This is a genomic window from endosymbiont of Galathealinum brachiosum, assembly GCA_003349885.1.
Classification (GTDB): Bacteria; Pseudomonadota; Gammaproteobacteria; order SZUA-229; family SZUA-229; genus SZUA-229.
Window position 1 is genome coordinate 443,116 of the sequence record QFXC01000013.1, and the last position, 21,329, is coordinate 464,444.

General features: G+C 39.2%; 20 protein-coding genes. 12 read left to right on the forward strand and 8 right to left on the reverse strand.

Going from position 1 to position 21,329, the window contains the following annotated elements; genetic code table 11:
- Nucleotides 1-9: 9 nt before the first annotated feature.
- The 11 genes from lptB (at nucleotide 10) to DIZ80_14920 (ending at nucleotide 10,865) form a co-directional block, all read left to right on the forward strand.
- Entirely contained in the window at nucleotides 10-735 is a 726-nt protein-coding gene (gene lptB / locus DIZ80_14870; protein ID RDH81369.1) for an LPS export ABC transporter ATP-binding protein, read from the forward strand.
- A gap of 249 nt (nucleotides 736-984) precedes the next feature.
- On the forward strand, nucleotides 985-2,502 hold the full coding sequence (locus tag DIZ80_14875; GenBank protein ID RDH81370.1) for an RNA polymerase factor sigma-54: 1,518 nt from the start codon (nucleotides 985-987) through the stop codon (nucleotides 2,500-2,502).
- Nucleotides 2,503-2,523: 21 nt separating this feature from the next.
- On the forward strand, nucleotides 2,524-2,853 hold the full coding sequence (raiA, locus tag DIZ80_14880; GenBank protein RDH81371.1) for a ribosome-associated translation inhibitor RaiA: 330 nt from the start codon (nucleotides 2,524-2,526) through the stop codon (nucleotides 2,851-2,853).
- A 2-nt stretch (nucleotides 2,854-2,855) separates the two neighbouring features.
- Entirely contained in the window at nucleotides 2,856-3,374 is a 519-nt protein-coding gene (locus DIZ80_14885) for a PTS sugar transporter subunit IIA (protein ID RDH81372.1), read from the forward strand.
- A gap of 17 nt (nucleotides 3,375-3,391) precedes the next feature.
- Nucleotides 3,392-4,333, forward strand: a complete 942-nt coding sequence (gene hprK / locus DIZ80_14890; GenBank protein ID RDH81373.1) for an HPr(Ser) kinase/phosphatase — start codon at nucleotides 3,392-3,394, stop codon at nucleotides 4,331-4,333.
- A gap of 43 nt (nucleotides 4,334-4,376) precedes the next feature.
- Nucleotides 4,377-5,234, forward strand: coding sequence for an RNase adapter RapZ (locus DIZ80_14895; GenBank protein RDH81374.1), 858 nt, complete (start codon nucleotides 4,377-4,379; stop codon nucleotides 5,232-5,234).
- Nucleotides 5,235-5,284: 50 nt separating this feature from the next.
- On the forward strand, nucleotides 5,285-5,689 hold the full coding sequence (locus tag DIZ80_14900) for a PTS fructose transporter subunit IIA (protein RDH81375.1): 405 nt from the start codon (nucleotides 5,285-5,287) through the stop codon (nucleotides 5,687-5,689).
- Between the two features lies 1 nt (nucleotide 5,690).
- Nucleotides 5,691-5,966: an HPr family phosphocarrier protein gene (locus tag DIZ80_14905; protein RDH81707.1), complete on the forward strand. Its 276-nt coding sequence runs from the start codon at nucleotides 5,691-5,693 to the stop codon at nucleotides 5,964-5,966.
- A 3-nt stretch (nucleotides 5,967-5,969) separates the two neighbouring features.
- On the forward strand, nucleotides 5,970-7,736 hold the full coding sequence (gene ptsP, locus DIZ80_14910; GenBank protein RDH81376.1) for a phosphoenolpyruvate--protein phosphotransferase: 1,767 nt from the start codon (nucleotides 5,970-5,972) through the stop codon (nucleotides 7,734-7,736).
- 167 nt (nucleotides 7,737-7,903) lie between these two features.
- Complete coding sequence (gene mgtE, locus DIZ80_14915) at nucleotides 7,904-9,265, forward strand: magnesium transporter (protein ID RDH81377.1); 1,362 nt, start codon at nucleotides 7,904-7,906, stop codon at nucleotides 9,263-9,265.
- 130 nt (nucleotides 9,266-9,395) lie between these two features.
- Nucleotides 9,396-10,865, forward strand: coding sequence for a threonine synthase (locus DIZ80_14920; protein RDH81378.1), 1,470 nt, complete (start codon nucleotides 9,396-9,398; stop codon nucleotides 10,863-10,865).
- Between the two features lie 104 nt (nucleotides 10,866-10,969).
- Here DIZ80_14920 and DIZ80_14925 read toward each other — a convergent pair whose 3' ends face one another.
- The 8 genes from DIZ80_14925 to DIZ80_14960 form a co-directional block, all read right to left on the reverse strand.
- Nucleotides 10,970-12,319 (reverse strand): hypothetical protein, encoded by a 1,350-nt coding sequence (locus tag DIZ80_14925; protein RDH81379.1) that lies wholly within the window; start codon nucleotides 12,317-12,319, stop codon nucleotides 10,970-10,972.
- The gene (locus DIZ80_14930) at nucleotides 12,309-12,623 is read right to left on the reverse strand and encodes a methylamine utilization protein (GenBank protein ID RDH81380.1); all 315 of its coding nucleotides are present in this window, start codon (nucleotides 12,621-12,623) and stop codon (nucleotides 12,309-12,311) included. The genes DIZ80_14925 and DIZ80_14930 overlap by 11 nt, the downstream gene beginning before the upstream one ends.
- A gap of 204 nt (nucleotides 12,624-12,827) precedes the next feature.
- Nucleotides 12,828-13,796, reverse strand: a complete 969-nt coding sequence (locus tag DIZ80_14935; GenBank protein RDH81381.1) for a hypothetical protein — start codon at nucleotides 13,794-13,796, stop codon at nucleotides 12,828-12,830.
- A complete protein-coding gene (locus DIZ80_14940; protein RDH81382.1) occupies nucleotides 13,796-14,980 on the reverse strand; it encodes a hypothetical protein in 1,185 nt (394 codons plus the stop codon). The genes DIZ80_14935 and DIZ80_14940 overlap by 1 nt, the downstream gene beginning before the upstream one ends.
- A 6-nt stretch (nucleotides 14,981-14,986) precedes the next feature.
- On the reverse strand, nucleotides 14,987-17,569 hold the full coding sequence (locus DIZ80_14945; GenBank protein RDH81383.1) for a hypothetical protein: 2,583 nt from the start codon (nucleotides 17,567-17,569) through the stop codon (nucleotides 14,987-14,989).
- A 5-nt stretch (nucleotides 17,570-17,574) separates the two neighbouring features.
- On the reverse strand, nucleotides 17,575-18,408 hold the full coding sequence (locus tag DIZ80_14950) for a sulfurtransferase (protein RDH81384.1): 834 nt from the start codon (nucleotides 18,406-18,408) through the stop codon (nucleotides 17,575-17,577).
- 227 nt (nucleotides 18,409-18,635) lie between these two features.
- A complete protein-coding gene (locus tag DIZ80_14955; GenBank protein RDH81385.1) occupies nucleotides 18,636-19,850 on the reverse strand; it encodes an argininosuccinate synthase in 1,215 nt (404 codons plus the stop codon).
- A gap of 131 nt (nucleotides 19,851-19,981) precedes the next feature.
- Nucleotides 19,982-20,860 (reverse strand): hypothetical protein, encoded by an 879-nt coding sequence (locus DIZ80_14960; protein ID RDH81386.1) that lies wholly within the window; start codon nucleotides 20,858-20,860, stop codon nucleotides 19,982-19,984.
- Between the two features lie 105 nt (nucleotides 20,861-20,965).
- Here DIZ80_14960 and DIZ80_14965 point away from each other — a divergent pair, with 105 nt between their 5' ends.
- On the forward strand, nucleotides 20,966-21,319 hold the full coding sequence (locus tag DIZ80_14965; protein ID RDH81387.1) for a transcriptional regulator: 354 nt from the start codon (nucleotides 20,966-20,968) through the stop codon (nucleotides 21,317-21,319).
- Nucleotides 21,320-21,329: the final 10 nt, after the last annotated feature.

Sequence of the window (21,329 nt, forward strand, 5' to 3'; positions counted from 1 at the left end):
TCTAAATATATGAATATTCTTCGCGCCGAAAACATGGTTAAACGCTTTAATAAACGCACAGTGGTTAACAATGTTTCGATACATGTACAAAGTGGTGAAGTTGTTGGCCTGTTAGGCCCAAACGGAGCGGGCAAAACCACCAGCTTTTATATGATGGTGGGATTAATTCCCGTGAACGAAGGGCACATCACCCTTAACCAGCATGACATTACCCTTCTACCTATGCATAATCGAGCCAAACTGGGCATCGGTTATTTGCCTCAGGAAGCCTCTGTATTTCGCAAGCTAACCGTCGCTGAAAATATTCTATCCATTTTACAAATACGCCCCGAACTTAATAATGAACAACGCGATTTACTTCTACAAAATCTATTAGATGAGTTACAGATAGATCACATCCGTGACAATACGGGCATTAGCCTGTCCGGTGGTGAACGCCGTCGTGTTGAAATCGCCCGTGCCCTGGCAACTGAACCCGAGTTCATCCTGCTCGATGAACCTTTCGCCGGTGTTGACCCGATTTCTGTACTGGAAATTCAGCGCATCATTAAACAGCTCACTGAAAAAAATATAGGTGTTCTCATTACCGACCATAATGTTCGTGAAACACTGGGCATATGTGAGCGAGCTTATATTTTAAGTTCTGGCGAGGTTATAGCAGAGGGCAGCCCGCAAGTTGTATTAGAAGACCAACAGGTAAAAGATGTTTATCTGGGTCAAAATTTTAGTCTATAAACACCTCAGTATTGTTTCAGATCAAAACAAAAAAAGAAGAATTTGCAAGTATAAAACTACATATTTAGACAATAGTAACAGGCTATATTGTGATGTATTCAATAGTAACAAGATTGTACTGAATATTTAAAATATGTTGCTATACTGTTTATAACACCTTCATAAAAAAACATAATGGCACAACTTCTGCATAACGTGCAAAATTGAAGTACACTGTAGGAAAACACTAAGAAGTTTTAATCTAAAAGAATGAAGCAATCCCTACAATTACGCATTGGCCAATCACTGACCATGACTCCCCAGCTGCAACAGGCTATCCGTCTGTTGCAATTGTCGACGCTGGAACTACAGACTGAAATTCAGGAAGTGCTGGAATCCAACCCGATGCTGGAGGTTGAAGAAGACCATACAACATCCGATCCGCTTGAAGACAACAAACAAAAAACCGACGATAATAACGACAATCAACAGGATAGTACTGAAGGACTGGAAACCACTGACCTGCAAAACGATGCTGCTGCTCAGGATGTAGACCTTAACACTCAGGAAATGCCTGACGAACTGCCGGTAGATTCACAATGGGATGATGTTTATGAACCCGCAATGTCTACCAGTGCTACCCCATCAGGTGATGATGACAAAGCGCGTGAATTCCTCGAAAACCAGTCTAGCAGTGATGGTCGATTAGTTGATCACTTACTGGATCAGTTACTGGTCACTAATATGAGTGATGTAGATAGAACCATCGCACTGGCAATTATTGATGGTATTGATGAAGACGGTTATTTACAGGAATCAGCAGAAGAAATACATTCGGGCCTGGTTAATGACCTTGAAATAGAGCTCGATGAAGTTGAAGCTGTTTTACATTTAATTCAACATTTCGACCCTGTTGGTGTAGCCGCACGCGACTTAAAAGAGTGCCTGTTATTACAGATGGAGCGATTTAGTACAGAAGACTACCCTGTACTGAAAAAAGCCCGACAAATTATAAAAGATCATCTGGATCTGCTTGGTAATCACGACTATGCCAAGCTCAAGCGCTACAATCGTATTACAGATGATGAATTAGCTGATATTATTCGTTTTATCCAGTCGTTGAACCCGAAGCCTGGCGGTAATATAAGCAGGTCTTCTACACAATATGTGGTACCCGATGTATTTGTCACTAAATCAAACGGCCGATGGAATGTCAGGTTAAACGGTGAAACAGCACCTAAACTGAGAATTAATCCAACCTATGCATCTTATATACAACGCGGCAAACAGAGTGATGATAATACCTTCATGAAAAATAACATGCAGGAAGCCCGCTGGTTTATAAAAAGCTTACAAAGCCGTAACGAAACATTAATGCGTGTAGCAACATCAATAGTTGAACATCAACGCACTTTCCTCGATTATGGTGAGGAAGGTATGAAACCGCTGGTATTACGTGAGATCGCAGAAGAACTTGAACTGCATGAATCCACTATCTCCAGAGTAACAACTCAAAAATATATGCATACACCCAAGGGTGTATTTGAATTCAAATACTTCTTTTCCAGCCATGTGGGTACATCAGATGGCGGGGAATGCTCAGCTACGGCCATACGAGCCATGATCAAAAAGCTGGTAGAAGGTGAAGAACCCCGAAAACCATTAAGTGACAATAAAATTGCCAATTTACTGGTTGATCAGGGAATTAATGTGGCGCGTAGAACCGTGGCTAAGTACCGTGAAGCTATGATGATACCACCCTCAAATGAACGTAAACGCCTAGCTTAGGCACTGCACTAAGGAGTCCTTATGCAACTCAATTTAACTGGACACCACATAGAGATAACCGATTCACTTCGCAACTATGTAGATGAAAAGATGGAACGCATTGAGCGTCATTTCGACAAGGTCACTAATACCCACGTGATTCTGACAGTTGAAAATGTACGCCATAAAGCGGAAGCCACCGTTAATATGCGCGGCAATAATATCTTTGCTGAAAGCACTGAAGATAATATGTATGCAGCCATTGACAGTCTGACGGATAAGCTTGACCGGCAAGTTAAAAAACACAAAGAAAAAATAACCGACCATCATCAGAAAGAAAGTATTCCACTGGTGGATACGGAAGAAGAATAACGATGGAGATCAGCCAGCTAATTACACCTGAACGAGTTCAATGCCTTGGTGGTATTAAGAGCAAGAAACGTGCGCTTGAATCACTCAGTCAGCTGCTTGCTTCAGGTGTCATTGGCGTTGATCCAACCGATATTTTTCATCAACTTATTGAACGAGAACGCCTGGGTTCAACCGGTCTTGGTCATGGTGTAGCACTACCCCATGGGCGATTCTCTCCATCACAGGATGATTCAGATGATGCTCAGTTTGATCTGGGTATGACTCCTAAGATGACCCTGGGCTGTTTTATTAAACTGGATCAGGGCGTAGATTTTGACAGCCCGGATGCAAAACCCGCAGATTTACTATTTGGTCTGCTGGTTCCTGAACACTGCACAGATGAACATTTACAGGTTCTGGCTGCACTAGCGCAAATGTTCAGTGATACAGAATTTTGTGAGCAACTACGAAACACTAAGACCAATGAAGAGTTATACACAATGCTCTCTAGCTGGAAGCAATCTCATCAGGAAGCATCCTGATTACAGGGTAATCCAGCATGCTTGAACAGATAACGCCCCTGGATTTATTCCATTACCTACAGAAAAACATCGATATAAAGTGGCTAGCAGGTAAAGCCCACTCTACACGAGCGATTAAAAAATCTTTACACCTTAACCAGCAATCAACGCTGGTTGGGCACCTGAACTTAATTCATCCCAACAGAATTCAGGTAATTGGCAAAAAAGAATGGCACTACCTTAACAAACTCAAACAACAGTCAAACCGTTCATTAAGTGAAATTTTTTCACGGCGCACTGCTGCTATTGTTTTCACTAACGGGCAAACCGTGCCTGATGAAATGATCCAGCTTGCAGATGAAAAAATGACCCCCCTGTTTCAAAGTGATCTGTACAGTGGGGATTTTATAGATTCTATTCGTTTTTATCTATCGGATCTGCTTGCTGAAAAAATCACATTACATGGTGTCTTTATGGAGGTAATGGGTAGCGGTGTATTAATTACCGGTGAAAGCAGCATTGGAAAAAGCGAACTGGCTCTGGAGTTAATTACCCGTGGGCACCGTTTAATCGCTGATGATGCTCCCATATTCACTCGAATCGGTCCAAACTTACTCGATGGTAGCTGCCCTGAAGTGCTGAAAAATTTTATGGAAGTTAGGGGTCTGGGAGTATTGGACATTCGCGCCATGTACGGCGAAAATGCCATTAAACCAAATAAACATCTTAGACTTATTATTCATCTGGAGCGAATGACACCAGAAAACCAGCAACAACTGGACAGGCTTTACGGTTCCCGATCTATTAAAACAATACTTGAAGTGCCCGTTACTGAAATTAAACTACCGGTTGCCTCCGGTCGAAATCTGGCGGTTATGGTTGAAGCAGCCGTACGCAACCATATATTGATAGAGAACGGGCATAATGCCAGTGATGAATTTATACTAAGACAACAACAACATATGAATAACAGCAATTAATAATCATACAACTTAAAAACGAACATAAAAAAATCAATAAAATATGAAATTAATAATCATTAGCGGCCTCTCGGGTTCGGGTAAAACAGTCGCCTTGCACACGCTGGAGGACGAGGGTTTTTATTGTGTCGACAATTTCCCATTAGGTCTTTTAAACGACTTTACAGACCATATAAATAATCAGCAAATACAAATTTATCAGGAAGTGGCCGTTGGTATAGATGCACGTAGTGGCGCTAATGATTTAAAGCGATTCAATCAAATCATTAAAGCCATAAAAAATAAAAAAATTGAAGTTGAAGTAATTTATTTTCAGGCAGAAATTAATGAACTAATAAAACGCTTTAGCGACACTCGTCGTCGTCACCCTTTAACTCGAAAAGGCATTCCATTAGCAGAAGCCATTGATATAGAGCGCAACCTGTTATTGCCGATTTCACAGGATGCAGACCTTTGTCTGGACACTACACACACCAATGTTCACCAGCTCAGAGCTATTGTAAAAGACAGAGTCGTTTCCAGAAAGAACCAGGAACTATCAATCCTTTTCCAGTCATTTGGTTTCAAACATAACACACCAACTGATTCTGATTTTGTATTTGATGTTCGCTGTCTACCAAATCCTCACTGGGAACCAGCACTGCGCCAACTTACCGGACAGGACCCGGAAGTTCAGGAGTTTTTCAGAAGCCAGGATGATGTTGCTGACATGTTTAATCACATCAGAAATTTTATGGAATACTGGATACCAAAATTTGCAGAACAAAGCCGTTATTACCTGACCGTTTCAATAGGCTGCACCGGTGGTCAGCATCGTTCTGTCTATATTACAGAACAGCTAAACCATTATTTTCGTGATAAATTTACTAATGTTTCACTACGCCATCGTGAGATGGAATAATAAAATTCAGCTAAACTCATGACCATTAATTTTAAATACAGAATAAGAATATGAGTGTCGGACTACTACTTATTACACATAAAAACATTGCTTCAAGCTTGCTAGAAACAGCCAGACAAATGTTAGACACATGTCCGTTAGCAACCCGTGCGCTCGAAGTGCCACTTGATTACCCTGTTGCAGATATTTTATCCCAGGCAAAAGAACATATAGGCACACTGGACACAGGCAATGGCGTATTAATTTTGACAGACATTTATGGATCAACACCAGCCAACATAGGCAAACAACTATGCGAGGATTTTAATTGCACACTTGTTGCGGGTATTAATTTACCCATGCTTGTTCGCATATTAAATTACCCTCAACTGAACATGACAAGCATGGCACTAAAAGCGGTAAGTGGTGGACACGACGGTATCTTGTTATGTGAGTGTCAGGATGAAACAAAATAATATGGGACAGATAAATCAGGATATTGAAATCATAAATAAACTGGGCATGCATGCTCGAGCAGCAGCAAAATTTGTCAGTATTGCTTCGGGGTTTTCCAGCCATGTTGATGTAGAGAAAAACGGCCAGCGAATTAATGGAAAAAGCATTATGGGTGTCATGATGTTAGCCGCGGGGAAAGGTAGTTTTATCACCTTACATATTGATGGTGATGATTCAGAGGCATGCGTCAGTGCACTTTCTAATTTAATTAATAATCGTTTTGATGAGGACGAGTAAATAATGTCTTCTAAACTTCAGGGAATAGGTGTTTCCAAAGGCATATGCATAGGCCCTGCTTATGTATATTACCGTGAATTGCCCGAAGTTTTAGAATACTCCATTTCAAAGTATTCAGCTGATGATGAAATAAAACGCTTTGAAGATGCACGAATAGAAGCACAGCAACAATTAAATAATATTAAAAACAATATCGCCAGTGATACGCCTCACGATATAACTCTATTTATTGATACACACTTACTGATGCTTGATGATCCTGTTTTATATGAGGATACGGTCAGTCATATTCGTGCTCGTTTATGCAATGCTGAATGGGCTTTACAGGTTCAGGTTGAACGAATAGTGAAAGTATTCGATGACATGGACGATCCATATTTAAAAACACGTAAAGACGATATCATTCATGTAACCGAACGCATTCAACGCTGCCTGATGAATGAACCGGAGTTTAATCACGCTGAAGACAAACTGGATTCGGATAAACTGGGTGATCATTTAAAAGATCGAATTATTGTTGCTGATGATCTAACACCAGCCGATACATTATTAATGCAACATCAGAAAATTGCCGGATTCATAACTGAATACGGTGGTCCATTATCACACACTGCAATACTTGCGCGTAACCTGGGTATACCCGCCATTGTTGGTGTTCATGATGCAAAACACCTGATTCAGGCAAATGAATTAATTGTACTCGACGGAAATACCGGCACGATTCATATCAATCCGGCGAAAAAAGAATTAACGCATTTTAGAAGCCTGATGCGCGATGAACGTCAACGACGCAAACTTTTATTCGATTTAAAAAACAAACCTGCAAAAACAAAAGATGGTTTTAAAATAAATCTACATGGCAATATTGATCGTCCAGCAGATGTACGTGCTTTACGTCAGTATGACCACACAGGTGTAGGTTTATATCGAACCGAAATGCTCTTTATTGAACATAACCAGCTCCCCAGCGAAGAGGAACAATTTGAAACCTACCGTCGTGCACTTCGCTCATTAAAGGGGCATCCCCTTACTATTCGCACAACCGATTTAGGTGCAGATAAAGAGCTTGCCAATACCACCCAACATGGCCCACTGGTACATAACCCTGCTTTAGGGTTACGTGCAATCAGGCGATGCCTGAAAGATCCATCAATGTTTTTACCGCAAATAAAAGCTATATTACGCACTGCCGGATATGGCCCGACTCATATGATGATACCAATGATAAGTTGTGTATCAGAACTGGAACAGGCGCTTGAACTTATTGAGCAGGCAAAGTCAGAATTAAAATCCCGCCGTGTTAGGTTTGATCCTGAAATTAAAATTGGTGCCATGATTGAAGTTCCATCAGCAGCACTGGTTGCAGATAGCCTTGCCAGTAAACTTGATTTTCTATCTATAGGCACCAATGATTTAATTCAATACACGCTCGCTTTTGACCGGATTGATGATGAAGTTAGTTACCTGTACAACCCATTACATCCTGCAGTATTAAAATTAATACAAATGACACTCAATGCAGGCGAGGCACAGGGTATTCGAGTTTCAATGTGCGGAGAAATGGCTTCAGACACATTGTATACACGTTTATTACTGGGCATGGGGCTGCAATGCTTTAGTGTACAGGCTAACAGTTTACTGGATGTTAAACACATTATTAACCACAGTGAAATAACCCATCTACGCCCACTTACAGAAAAAATTATGAGTCTGTCTGATCCACGCGAAATTAAACTCGCAGTTGATGAATTAAATCAACAATTCTCGTAAAAAGATAATCATAAGTTTTAAGCTATTAGTCTTGAGTCAAAAGCGGGCTCTCCTGCGAGGAACACCTTTTACTTATGACTTAGCACTTCCAACTTTAAACTACACTTAACATCAATACTTCGTTAAACTCCAAACAATAATTAAACCATGCACCGGGCTGAGAAAACATGGTAGACAGTACTGACATCACAGAAAAAACTGAACAACAGTTACAGGCTTTATCAGAAGCACTGGAGTCTGGCACTCTGCATCACGCAAAAGGTATGCTTAATGCCCTGCATCCTGCCGAAATTGCTCACCTTTTAGAATCTTTACCTTCCCACGAACGACTCGTCATCTGGCCACTTGTTTCCAAAGACCTGGAAGCCGAGGTACTCATTAATCTGGGTGATGAAATTCGTCACGGTTTAATCAAGGACATGTCACCCGAGCAGCTCGTAGAAGTTGCTGAAGATCTGGAAGTTGATGACTCTGCCGACTTTGTGCAATCACTGCCCGACTCTGTAATTGATCAGGTTTTACACTCACTGGATAGTCAGCACCGCAAAATGCTTGAATCTGTACTTTCTTTCCCGGAAGACAGCGCCGGCGGCATGATGAATACCGACACCATTACGGTGCGACCTGAAGTCACCCTGGATGTGGTATTACGCTATTTACGCCTACTGGGTGATATCCCGAAACCAACTGATCATCTTATCGTTGTTGACAGAGATAACCGCTATCTGGGTATCCTTGCATTATCAGAGTTACTCATTAATGAACCTGAAAATACAGTCGAAGATATTATGGATGATCAGGTTACTGCCATCCCGTCTGACATGGAGGACAACGATGTCGCCATGGTTTTCGAAGATCTGGATCTGATTTCAGCACCGGTCGTGGACGGCAACAATATGCTGCTCGGTCGAATCACAGTTGATGACGTAGTTGACGTTATTCGTGAAGAAGCCGATCACTCCGTATTAAGTATGGCCGGTTTGAATGATGAAGAAGACCTGTTTTCACCCGTATTACCTAGCTCACGTCGACGAGCTATCTGGTTAGGCATTAATTTAATTACTGCTTTTATGGCATCCTGGGTAGTCAGCAACTTTGAAACCACGCTTGAAAGAGTCGTCACCGTCGCCATTTTAATGAATGTAGTGGCCAGTATGGGCGGTATAGCTGGTAGTCAGACGATTACTCTTGTTATACGCAGTATGGCGTTAGGCCAGTTTGCTAGAAATAATCGCTGGTGGGTTTTCAATAAAGAAGTAATGGTAGGGCTCTTTAACGGTCTAATATGGGCCGTGGTTGTCGCACTTATCGCTACTTTCTGGTTTGATGACTACTCTGTTGGTCTGGTCATCGCTGCAGCACTGATCATAAATCTTATTTTTGCAGCTGCATCCGGAGTCGCCATCCCTATCATTCTGAAAAAATTGCACATCGACCCGGCGATCGCAGGCAGCGTTATATTAACCACCATTACAGATATTGTAGGTTTACTGGCCTTTCTTGGGCTAGCGACCATATTCCTGCTATAAGATACCTGCATTCTCAGTCTATAATCACCGATCTGGCTGGAAGATGGGGAATAATGTAATTCCTTTATGAAATATCACGTCAATTTCGCTATAATTTGCACCTTTATAAATTTAAGCAAACTCACATCATATGAAATTTATCGAAACCCGCGGCAATGACGGACAGCGTCCAAGCCATATTAATTTTTCTGAAGCCATTCTAGGTCCTATATCTTCATTTGGCGGTATTTATTCACCCGAATCTTTGCCCGATCTAGGTGAAGATTTTTTACAGAATCATCTGGATAAAGACTACAAAACACTGGCTCGTGATTTACTCGCAGCATTTGAAATAGACATAGATCAGGATGTAATTGAAAAAGCGCTGAGCCTGTATGACGAGTTTGATGACAACAATAACCCGGTACCGGTTAATAAAGTCTATGACGACCTGTATGTAAGCGAGTTATACCACGGCCCTACCCGTGCATTTAAAGACATGGCATTACAACCTTTCGGCCTGGTTTTATCAGCACTTGCTCAGAAACGTAATGAAAATTACCTGATACTTGCAGCGACATCTGGCGACACCGGACCAGCAGCATTAGAAACATTTAAAAACCGTGAAAATGTGCAAGTTGCCTGCCTGTATCCTGAAGGCGGCACATCTGATGTACAGCGACTACAAATGGTAACAGAAGATGCGAAGAACCTTAAAGTAATCGGTATTCACGGTGATTTCGATGATGCCCAAAAAGCACTAAAACAACTTTTAGGCTCCGACACTTTCAAACAGAAATTACAGGAAAAAAACATATTTTTGTCAGCGGCTAACTCGGTAAACTTTGGCCGAATTATATTCCAGACTATTTACCATATTCATTCATATCTTGAACTGGTTCGCCAGAAAGCCATTACTTTAGGTGAAAAGGTATATTTAAATGTGCCAAGTGGTAACTTTGGAAATGCACTGGGTGGCTACTATGCAATACAAATGGGTTTACCAGTTGAGAAAATATTAATTGCATCTAACAACAATAATATTTTAACTCAACTAATTAAAACCGGTTCATACGACTTACGTAATAAATCAGTTATTGCAACTACCTCTCCTGCTATGGACATTTTAAAATCATCAAATATCGAACGTATATTATTTGATTTATTTGGTGAATCAAGAACCAGAGAACTGATGTTACAGCTGGACAAGGAAAACCACTATCAGCTCACTGATGAAGAGCTGTCAGAAATACAGAAAATTTTTGTTGCTGATTACTGTAATGATGACGAAGGGAAGAAATACATTAAAGATGCTTTTGCAAAAGGTTATTTAATGGACCCACACACAGCCACCTGTTTTAAAGCATATGAAACATGCAGAGATAAACCACTAAAAACCATTGTTTATTCAACTGCAGAGTGGACCAAGTTCTCACCAGTCATTGCTAATGCATTAACAGGTGAAGTTGATACCCATGACCTTGACGCATTAAAGTCTATCGCTAAAGAAGCCTCTATTGAGATACCTGGCGTTATCAGTGATTTATTTGAAAAAGAAATTGCGCAAAAAACAGTTATTGATAAGGAAAATATAGAAGCTGAAATACTGTCATTTCTCTAATAGTTCAGGAGCTAGTTGTATAAGCATTTATAATTAGCTCCTGAAATATCACTTCAGAATCGAAATACTTTTTTATTATCTTTTACAGTTCGGTATTGCTTTGATTAATTCACTGACAGCTCAGGTAAAACGAATACCTTATATCTGGTAGTAAGTGCTTTTAAAAATTCAACTAAATCCTCTTTTTCTTGCTGAGACAATGCAAGTGGTAACATATTAGGATCCAGCCCCTCCTTTACATCTCCACCACGATTATAATGTTCCACCACATCCATCAGGGTACTAGCCGAACCATCATGAAAATAAGGCGCTGACAACTCTATATCTCTTAATGTTGGTGTTTTAAATGCTGACTTTAACACTTTTACTTTACGTATTGCATAGCGCCCTAAATCATTACCTTCAGCATTACTTTTCAGTCCAATATTATGAAATCCATCATCGACAAAGTTAGGTGCAGAATGACAAATTTCACAGTTCCCCTTAGCCGGATCAATAAATAATTTAAAGCCTCTGATCTGTTGCCGTGACATCGCATTTCCATCACCTCGAATCCATTGATCAAAAGGTGAATCATTACTCACTACTGTTCTTTCAAATGAAGCTAGTGCTTTTGCTATTGTTTCTCGAGTTATGTTTTCATCAGGGTATGCTTTTTTAAAAGCATCACGATAGTTTGAATCGTTTTTTAAATAATCAATTGCTACTAAAAAATCAGTATGCATCTCAGCATGAGAATCAAGGGGTGCCAGAGCCTGATTTTCTAAACTTTTTATTCTACCATCCCACATTTGTAAATAATTATAAGCCGCATTCGTAATCACAGGTGAAGAACGTTTAAGAACTACCCCGTTAATACCAACACTTTTAGATAAGCCATCAGACCAGCCAAGTTCAGGATTATGACAACTTGCACATGAAATCGTTAAATCACGACTTAAATGTTTATCAAAAAATAACATCTTACCTAACGAGGCGCGCGCTTTATTCCATTTATTATTTTCTGGTGCTATGGGTGGCTTCTTAATCAACCACTTCTGAAAATACAAGTTATTATTAGATTTTGATATAACACTTTCAAAAGAACTAGATTGTCGTATCTCTTTTAAATATAAAATAAGCGATGAAACCTGTGCCGCACCGAACTCATTACCCCAGGGCGGCATATATGAGGAACGAATAATTTTTTCACCACCTTTAACAATTATTTCTCTCATATATTGATCAGAAGCAGAGCTTAGTATTAAATTAGTCGGCGAGGGGTGTTTCATGTTACCTGCAATTCGGCCATTGCCATCTGCGTTTTCACCATGACAAAGAGCACAATATTCCTGATAATACTGCTTACCACAAACAACATTTACTGACAGCTCAAAGCATTCTGAAGCAATAGAAGTAGTACTTGTTATAACAAAGAAAAATATAAATTTTATATAAAAGAGATTATTCAACATTTATCGTCATGTGCATCTTTGGGTGTATTGCACACTCCACTTCAATCACACCGGGTTTATTAAATGTCACTTTACGGGTATCGCCTTTTTTGTACGATCCCAAATCAAACTTTTTAGTGCCAGAATAGCTAAAAACATTATGATAAAAAGGGTCATTATTTGGAAAACTAACCGTATCACCTACTTTAATACTTAGTTGCTTAACTGAAAAAACTTTACCTTTTTGCTCGACAATATATTCTTCTGAAAAAGCTAGAGTTGAGAAACTCATCAATAATACGACCAGAGACATTTGTTTATACATTTCTCACTCCGAAAAATAGCAATAAAAATAAAAATAAAAACCAGGGCTACAACACTTTAAAGCATTTTATTAAAGATCCATGTGACCTCTAATCAAGCCTTGATATTACATAATATTAAAGTATAGAAAATACACAGTTATTTACAAGTCAATAAACGCATAAGAAACGCCTAATAAAGAAACTATAGATTATTTATTTAGCCACTACTCAAAAGCCAGCAACATTCTCTTATGCAAGCTCTCCAGCTCATCAAGTAACGGAACAATTGCAATTCGATTATGATTATTTAAGTGTGTTTTTATCATTACTGCAAGATCTGTTATCAACATAAAACCATAATTGCCACCGGTCGATTTAATATCATGCAATAACATTTCAAATTCACTCCCATCTGTATACTCAAATGTTTTTTTTAAATCTTGAATCATGCTGGGGTATTTTGCCGTATATTTTTTTATCAAATCCAGTAACTCAGGTTCATCATCTAACAAACTTGAACGAAGAGGAATAATTTTATCTGGAGAGGCCGCTAAATATTTCCGTAACACTTGATAAAATCGACTACGATCAATTGGTTTAGTTAAAAAACCGCGACAGCCAGCATTAATACAATCTTCTGCCATATCTTCAAATGCATTAGCCGTAAGCGCAACTATTGGTGACTTACATGCCTGCTCATTTAATAATGCTGCTGCTTCCAGACCAGACATGACTGGCATTTTCATATCCAGCAAGATTAAATCATAATTATGCTGTTTTGCCATTTCCACCGCTTGTTGACCATTGTTCGCAACATCAACTTCTGCACCTGCGGTTCTTATATATAAAGAAACCAGTTCCTGATTATCCTGATTATCCTCAGCGAGCAAAATACGTCCACTTACAATATTGCTGTATAAACCAGGATAGATAATTTCTTTAACAATTTTTTTTAAATCAACTTCATTCTTTTGATCTTCATTTTGGCGAATGTCAGAGATATTATTAACTATCTCCTGTAATTGACGACCACTTCGAATAATAGTATTAATAGAATTAATACGGTCGCTTTCTGACTGTCTGTTATCTAACAACAATTCAGAGTAACCAAGAATAGCTGTTAGCTGAGTCCTGATTTCATGTTTCAAATTATCAAGGAAAATATTTTCCATTTTATCTTCTGGCGAACTCATTACAAACGTGTTTTCACCCACTCAACCAGATCATTTTCAGCTACTGGACGACTAATAAAATAACCCTGCGCAACATCACAACCAAGAAGCCTTAATTGCTCAAGCGTTTCTTTATCCTCAACACCTTCTGCCACTACTTTCATATCAAGCTCATGCCCCAGCATAATACAGGTTTTAACAATTGCTCTTGCTTCATCATCTACTGAAATTTTTCCTACAAAACTCTGATCAATTTTTAATTCTGTGAAAGGAACCTTATGTAGTTGTGATAATGAAGAATACCCGGTACCGAAATCATCTATTGATAACTTCAGGCCTTTTAAACGTAAACGGGTTAAAATATCTAATGATGTAACCAGTTCACCCATTAATGCACTTTCAGTCACTTCTAAAACAAGGCGATTGGGGTCGAGCTTGTTGTCTTCCAGCAATTTACTCAGCTGCTCTGGCAAGGCCAAACTGGTAATGTTCTCAGCAGAAATATTTACTGATACCGTAACAGCCATTCCTTTTTCCTGCCATTGCTTCTCCTGGTTGACTACCGCCCTGATAACCCACTGAGTTAATATGCCAATTAAACCATTCTTCTCTGCAACATCAATAAAATAATTCGGGTAAATTAAACCATGCACCGGGTGCTGCCAGCGTACCAATGCTTCAACACCTGTGAGCATACCTGTTGCTACGGCAACTTGTGGCTGATAATGTATAACCAGTTCATTATTATTGATCGCTTTCTCAAGCTCAGACGGGGTTATGTTAATATTATTTGATGTTACTTTCTGACTTCCTTCTGCTGATGCTCGATTAGTATACTGATTCAATAATTTACGAATTCGATCAAGAGACAAGGGTTTTCCAAGCGAGGCAATTAATTCTAGTTTATGTGCCTCACATAATTTTTCTGCCGAATGTAATACACCAGCATCATGGCCACTCATTAAAATTAATGCTGGCGGATTATTCATGCCTGCTAACCGGCGCATTACCTCGATACCATCCATTTCAGGCATATTTAAATCAAGAATTAAAACCGAATTTTCAGCAAACACTTCGATCTGTTCAAAAAACACGCTAGCCTGAATAAAAGCCTGTGCATTTAAACCAATCATTTCTACTACTTCACTCAGTAGCTCAACCATTTCTGGCTCATCATCAATAAGGTATACTGTGGTGTGTGACATTATTTATTAATCCAATACTTCCCGTATACGCATTGCCAGGCCCTGCCTGCTATAAGGCTTACTAAGCAGTTGACTGGTAAAGCGCGCCTGTCCATTTCTTGCAATTGCCTTCTGAGTATAGCCTGAAGTAAGCAATATTTTTAACTGTTGATAGTTTTCTGTAGCCAACTCCGCAAGTTCGTAACCATTAATTCCTCCGGGCATCACTACGTCACTAAACAATAAATTAATCCTGCTATTTTCTTCAAGCATCTTCAGTGCTTTTTTACCATCATTACTGGTTAAAACGTTATAACCCAGGCTCTGCAATGTCTCTTTAGCTAATTCGAGTAGACTTTCTTCATCATCCACCACTAATATCGTTTCAGTTCCTCTAGGCAACACTTCACTCTTCAGGTTATCTCCGCCTATTTCTGTATCTGATTTTGTTTTTTCATAAACTCTGGGTAAATATATTCTGAATGTAGTCCCAATACCCTTTTCTGAATAAACTTTAATATACCCGTTAGAACGTTCTATAAATCCGAATACCATAGCAAGCCCCAAACCGGTACCACTATCCTCAGCCTTAGTTGTATAAAAAGGCTCAAATATTCGTTGCTGCTCTTCATATGACATTCCCTCACCATTATCGCTAAATATAAGCTGTACATAATCCCCTTCTTTAACCTCTGGATTATGCCTGCAATATTTTTCATCCAGATGACAGTTACCGGACTCAATGGTTAAATGACCACTTCTGTTCATAGCATCACGGGCATTTATAACAATATTAAGTACTGCGTCCTGAAAATCTCCGGTATCAATATTAGTTAACCATAAATCGCCCGCTAACTGGTACACAACTTCAATTTCAGGCGTTACCGAATGAACTATCAGGCTTTTCATATCACCAATCTGCTGATTAATATTAGCTGTAGTTAATTGATCAGATTTACGACGTGAAAATGACAGTAGCTGTTTCGTTAGCTTGGCAGCACGCTCTGCTGATTTTTTAATTGGAATTAGACGTTTATTAATTTTATCATCATCAATATCCTGCAGCTCAAGCAACTCAACATTACCCAGAATAATCCCCATAATGTTATTGAAATCATGCGCTATACCACCTGTAAGCTGACCTACCGCATCCATTTTCTGAGAACGTCTAAGTGCCTCCTCCGTATGTTTACTATGTGTAATATCATGCACTACACCAATTGACCTTAAAGCCCTTCCCGTTTCATCATAATAGGTTTCGCCCTGTTCCCTGACTATTTTAATTCGACCATCCTTCATTAATAATCGATGCTCTATCTCATATGATCGACGATTTTTCAGTGACTCCTTATAAGTTGCATTAACTTTATCTCGATCATCTGGATGAATAGTTTGTAAAAATAGCTCATATGTAGCTGAATATTTTTCAGGATCAATTTCAAAAATCCTATATATTTCATCGGACCAGCTCAATTCTTCATTTATTAAGTCTAACTCCCAACTGCCAATATGTACCATTTTTTGAGCACGAGCCAGATTTGCTTCTGCTCTGTTTTGTTTTGTAATATCAGTACGCATAGCCATATAACTTAATGGCTTTCCATTTTCTCCCATAAATGGAACGATGGTTGTTGCAACCCAATACTCTCTACCATTTTTTGATTTATTACAAATATTGCCACGCCATATTTTTCCAGAAGCAATTGTTTTATACATATCTCTAAAAAAATCATCATTATGTACGGATGACCTTAAAATACTGTGATTTTCACCTATCAGCTCTTCTTTACTATAACCACTGATTTTAACAAACATATCGTTTGCATAAGTTATTATCCCTCTCACATCCGTAATACCAACAATACTGTGCTGATCAAATGCAAACTGCTGATCCTGTAACGCTTTCTTTTCTTCCTCTATCTGATTTTGTAAATAATTAAATCCTTTAAATAAATCACCTATTTCATCGCCTCGTTTCATTGATAAAGGATGCGAATAATCGTGTGTTTCTGCTGTTTTTCGTAAAGCTGATACAAGTGTTAAAATTGGGTTTGAAAAATGCTGCTGAATCAACCATGAAAAGATAAAAGACGCTATTAATAAAACAAACAGAATAATAGCAGCTTGTTCTAATTTGCTATTAATCACTTCTTTTATTTCCTTTGTAGACAACTGAACAAACACATAACCATATGCACTGCCCTGATAATCTAAAGAGTCAAACAATAATAAAGAGCCCTTAATAAACTTATGTTTTAGAGGTGACTGTTCTGGAAGTTTAGATATTTTTTTAAACCCTTCCTGTTCATACGAATAAACAGGAATTTTTTTTTCATCATAAACAATTAAGCCCTGAACTTTATTCAGAGCACGTAACCTTGACGTAATATCTGCTGCCTTATCAACTTCACCAAGCGCCACTAGTGACACAAAATCCTGATTAAGCAACTGATTAAATACACGTGCTTCATCTATTAATTTATTATTACCATGATTTATTTCCTGTTTAATAATAAACCCAAAGCTAATAGTAATAATTACAAACAATACAATATAAACTGAAAAAATTAGTTTGTATTTAATTGGCATATTATTAAAAAAAGAGATCATATATATTATTTAATATTTTCTATAGGCAGGCTTTCATCATTTCCCCACTCATACCATGAACCATCATAATGAGCAGCATCATGACCCAGTTGACGTAAAATCGTGTAACTTAATGAAGACTGCTTGCCTTTATTACAATAGAGCAATACCTGCTTATCCTGAGCGATATCATTGTAAATAAACTGTAGCTCCTCTATTGGCTTAAGCATTTTAATACCATCTATTTCAATGAAATTTTCTGTCCAGGGTATACTCACTGCATTAGGGATATGGCCTGATCGTAATGCAATTGACTCAATTCCAGTAAATTCTTCTTTTGTCCTGGCATCAATAATCACTTTCCTCTTATCAGACAGTGCCAGATGCATACTAAGTTTTGTGACAAGTCGTTCAGGCTCAACCGCGGGAATATAAACTGTTTTTTCAGGTTTAACGATTACCTGACTTAATGACTGTCCCGAATAGACGCTCCACCCCGTTATACCTCCATCAAGTAACATTACATTTTTGTGACCATAAACCTCAAGCACCCAGAACACTCGCCCTGCATCAATATATGTATTGCCGTCATAAATCACGATTTTATGATCATTTCGTATACCCGCATTACTAAATAATGCACTGATATGACGAAGGTTACCGACTCTATCTGTATTGCTAACAGGGTTGAATGTATCACCTACTGGTATATTAACCGCCCCTTTAATGTGCCCCTTTTTGTACTCCTCATAACTACGCGCATCAACAATAACAAGACCATCATCATTTTGATGCTTTACTAACCAGTGAATATCGACCAGAACCTGACCAGCCAGACCGGCCACAGCAACTTTGCTCATACAGGTAAAAAGTATAAGACACAAGATACCGCATGCATTGAAGGTGTTGCTTATTGGGGGCAAGTTAAAACTCCATATACCGTTAGTAAAGAGTACTTAGAGTATAGACTATGAATTAGCGTCAAGAGCCTGACATGATGGGATAGAAAGTTATTATTAACACTCTCTATTGAGATAAAAGTACAAGCCCGTTCACACTAAAACGGGCTCATATGGAACAACAAAAACTATTTATTACGCTTGGCCGCAATACGTAGACGCAATGCATTTAGCTTGATAAACCCTGCAGCATCTTTCTGATCATATGCTCCATCATCATCTTCAAATGTTGCAATCTTTTCATCAAACAGTGAATCGTTTTCAGATCGACGGCCAACCACAGAAACAGAACCTTTATATAATTTCAGACGTACATCACCATTTACATACTGCTGTGATTCATCGATCATTTTCTGCATCATTTCGCGCTCTGGGCTCCACCAGTAACCGTTATAAACTAATTCAGCATATTTAGGCATTAATGAATCTTTAAGATGAGCAACTTCGCGATCCAGAGTTAATGACTCAATTGCACGGTGCCCTTTCATCATAATGGTTCCACCAGGCGTTTCATAACAACCGCGAGATTTCATACCGACATAGCGATTTTCAACAATATCTAAACGGCCAATACCATTATCACCGCCCAGTTTATTCAATGCTTCCAGAACCGTTGCTGGTGACATCGCTTTACCATCAATAGCAACGATATCGCCTTTTTCATAGGTTAATTCAATATATGTAGGTTTGTCTGGTGCATTTTCAGGTGATACTGACCAACGCCACATATCATCTTCAGCTTCTGCCCACGGGTCTTCCAGAATATCTCCTTCATATGAAATATGAAGCAGGTTAGCATCCATGGAATAAGGTGATTTTTTCTCACTTTTAGCAAAATCCACCTCTATTCCGTGATTTTTTGCATAAGCCATTAACGATTCACGTGAACTCAGATCCCACTCACGCCACGGAGCTATCACTTCTACACCCGGCTTAAGCGCATATGCACCTAATTCAAAACGAACCTGATCATTACCTTTACCCGTAGCGCCATGTGAAATCGCATCCGCACCGGTTTCATTAGCAATCTCAATCAGACGTTTGGCAATTAATGGACGGGCAATTGACGTACCCAGCAGGTATTCACCTTCATAAATAGCATTAGCACGGAACATGGGGAATACATAATCACGAACAAACTCTTCACGCAGGTCCTCAATATAGATCTCTTTAATACCCATCGCTTCAGCTTTCACACGCGCAGGCTCTACTTCTTCACCCTGACCAATGTCTGCAGTAAATGTAACTACTTCACAATCGTAAGTATCTTCCAGCCATTTAAGAATAATGGATGTATCAAGACCGCCTGAATAGGCTAAAACGACTTTATTTACCTTGGACATATCTGCTCCGCGTGCTTTAAAAGGGCTGGCATTATACCTTAGAGAGAGTTTTTGTGTGGGAGCTTTTTATGCTTTTTACGCCAGTCTATTATGCACCGAACAGATCTAATCCAGATTGCACGAATACATTATCAATTATGTGTAATTAAAACATCAACACGGCGGTTATTCTTACGCCCTCGATCGCTTCGATTACTGGCAGACGGGCGACTTTCTCCGTGTGCATTCTGGCTAATTTGTGCTTCAGGCACACCCTGAGATATCAGATATTTCTCCACAGAACCGGTTCTACGGGCTGAGAGTTTTTTATTGTAGATACGTCGACCACGTCCATCTGCATGGCCTTTCAGCTGAATTTTCATACCTTTATCAATTTTTGCAAATAACACTATTTCATTTAATTTTCTGCGCTCTGCTCTGGTTAAACCCGACTTATCAGATGCAAAAAATATCGCTGTATCTTTAACTTTATCAGCACCATAAGGCAGTGCATTGCTGATGCAGCGCATAAATTCATCTATCTGCTGATGAAAGTTAACCGATGAAATCGAAACATAAACATCATCTTCAAAATCTGCCCAATCTTTATAATGGAAGGTAGGATGGTGCCCTGCTTTTAACTCATATAAGATTCGATATGCCAGCGACCCACCCACATAAACCGGCATATTACCTTTTGAAACAATCAATTGTGCCAGATCTTTTTCTTTGTTTTCTCGCCAGAAAGGCGCAATAGAATACAGGCTTGCAACGCTTTCTCGCCGAGCAGATTCTAATGAGTGCAACTGAAAGGCTAACTCACCTCCTGATGAGAAAACAAATTGCCCATGACCATAATGATCAATGTCATGCACCATCTCACATTGTATTGGACTACTATGCACATGCCAGTCAGAGCCTGCTACAGGCGCCTGATAGCGCTGCACGGCGTACAGGTTTGATGAAAACACTAAACTGGCAAGTAATATATACAGTCTGGGCATATGCGCATTAATGGTTGTCTTAAACATATTATCGTCAGAATAATCTAAAACTTTAAAGAATGATTAAACTTCACCCGAACATTATCAATATATATGCTTGACCATATATATGTTTAACCATATATTTACGCGATGCAAAATGAAATTGATACTTTTTTTAAAATGCTCTCAGACAGCACTCGCCTTCGAAGCCTTATGTTAATGCAGGCTGAGGGAGAACTGTGCGTATGCGAACTAACCTATACCCTCAATTTATCTCAACCCAAAATTTCCCGTCACCTTGCACATTTACGTGAAGCAGGTGTACTGGTAGCGCGTCGTAAAGGCACCTGGATGTATTACCGCATCAACCCGGACATACAAAACTGGGCACTGGAAATACTACAAAGCACGTTCAATGGCACAGGCAAAACTGAGCCCTTTATGTCTGATCAAAGAAAGCTCAAAACTATGGCTAATCGACCGGGGCTTGAATGCTGTGCATAAGAAAGCTGAA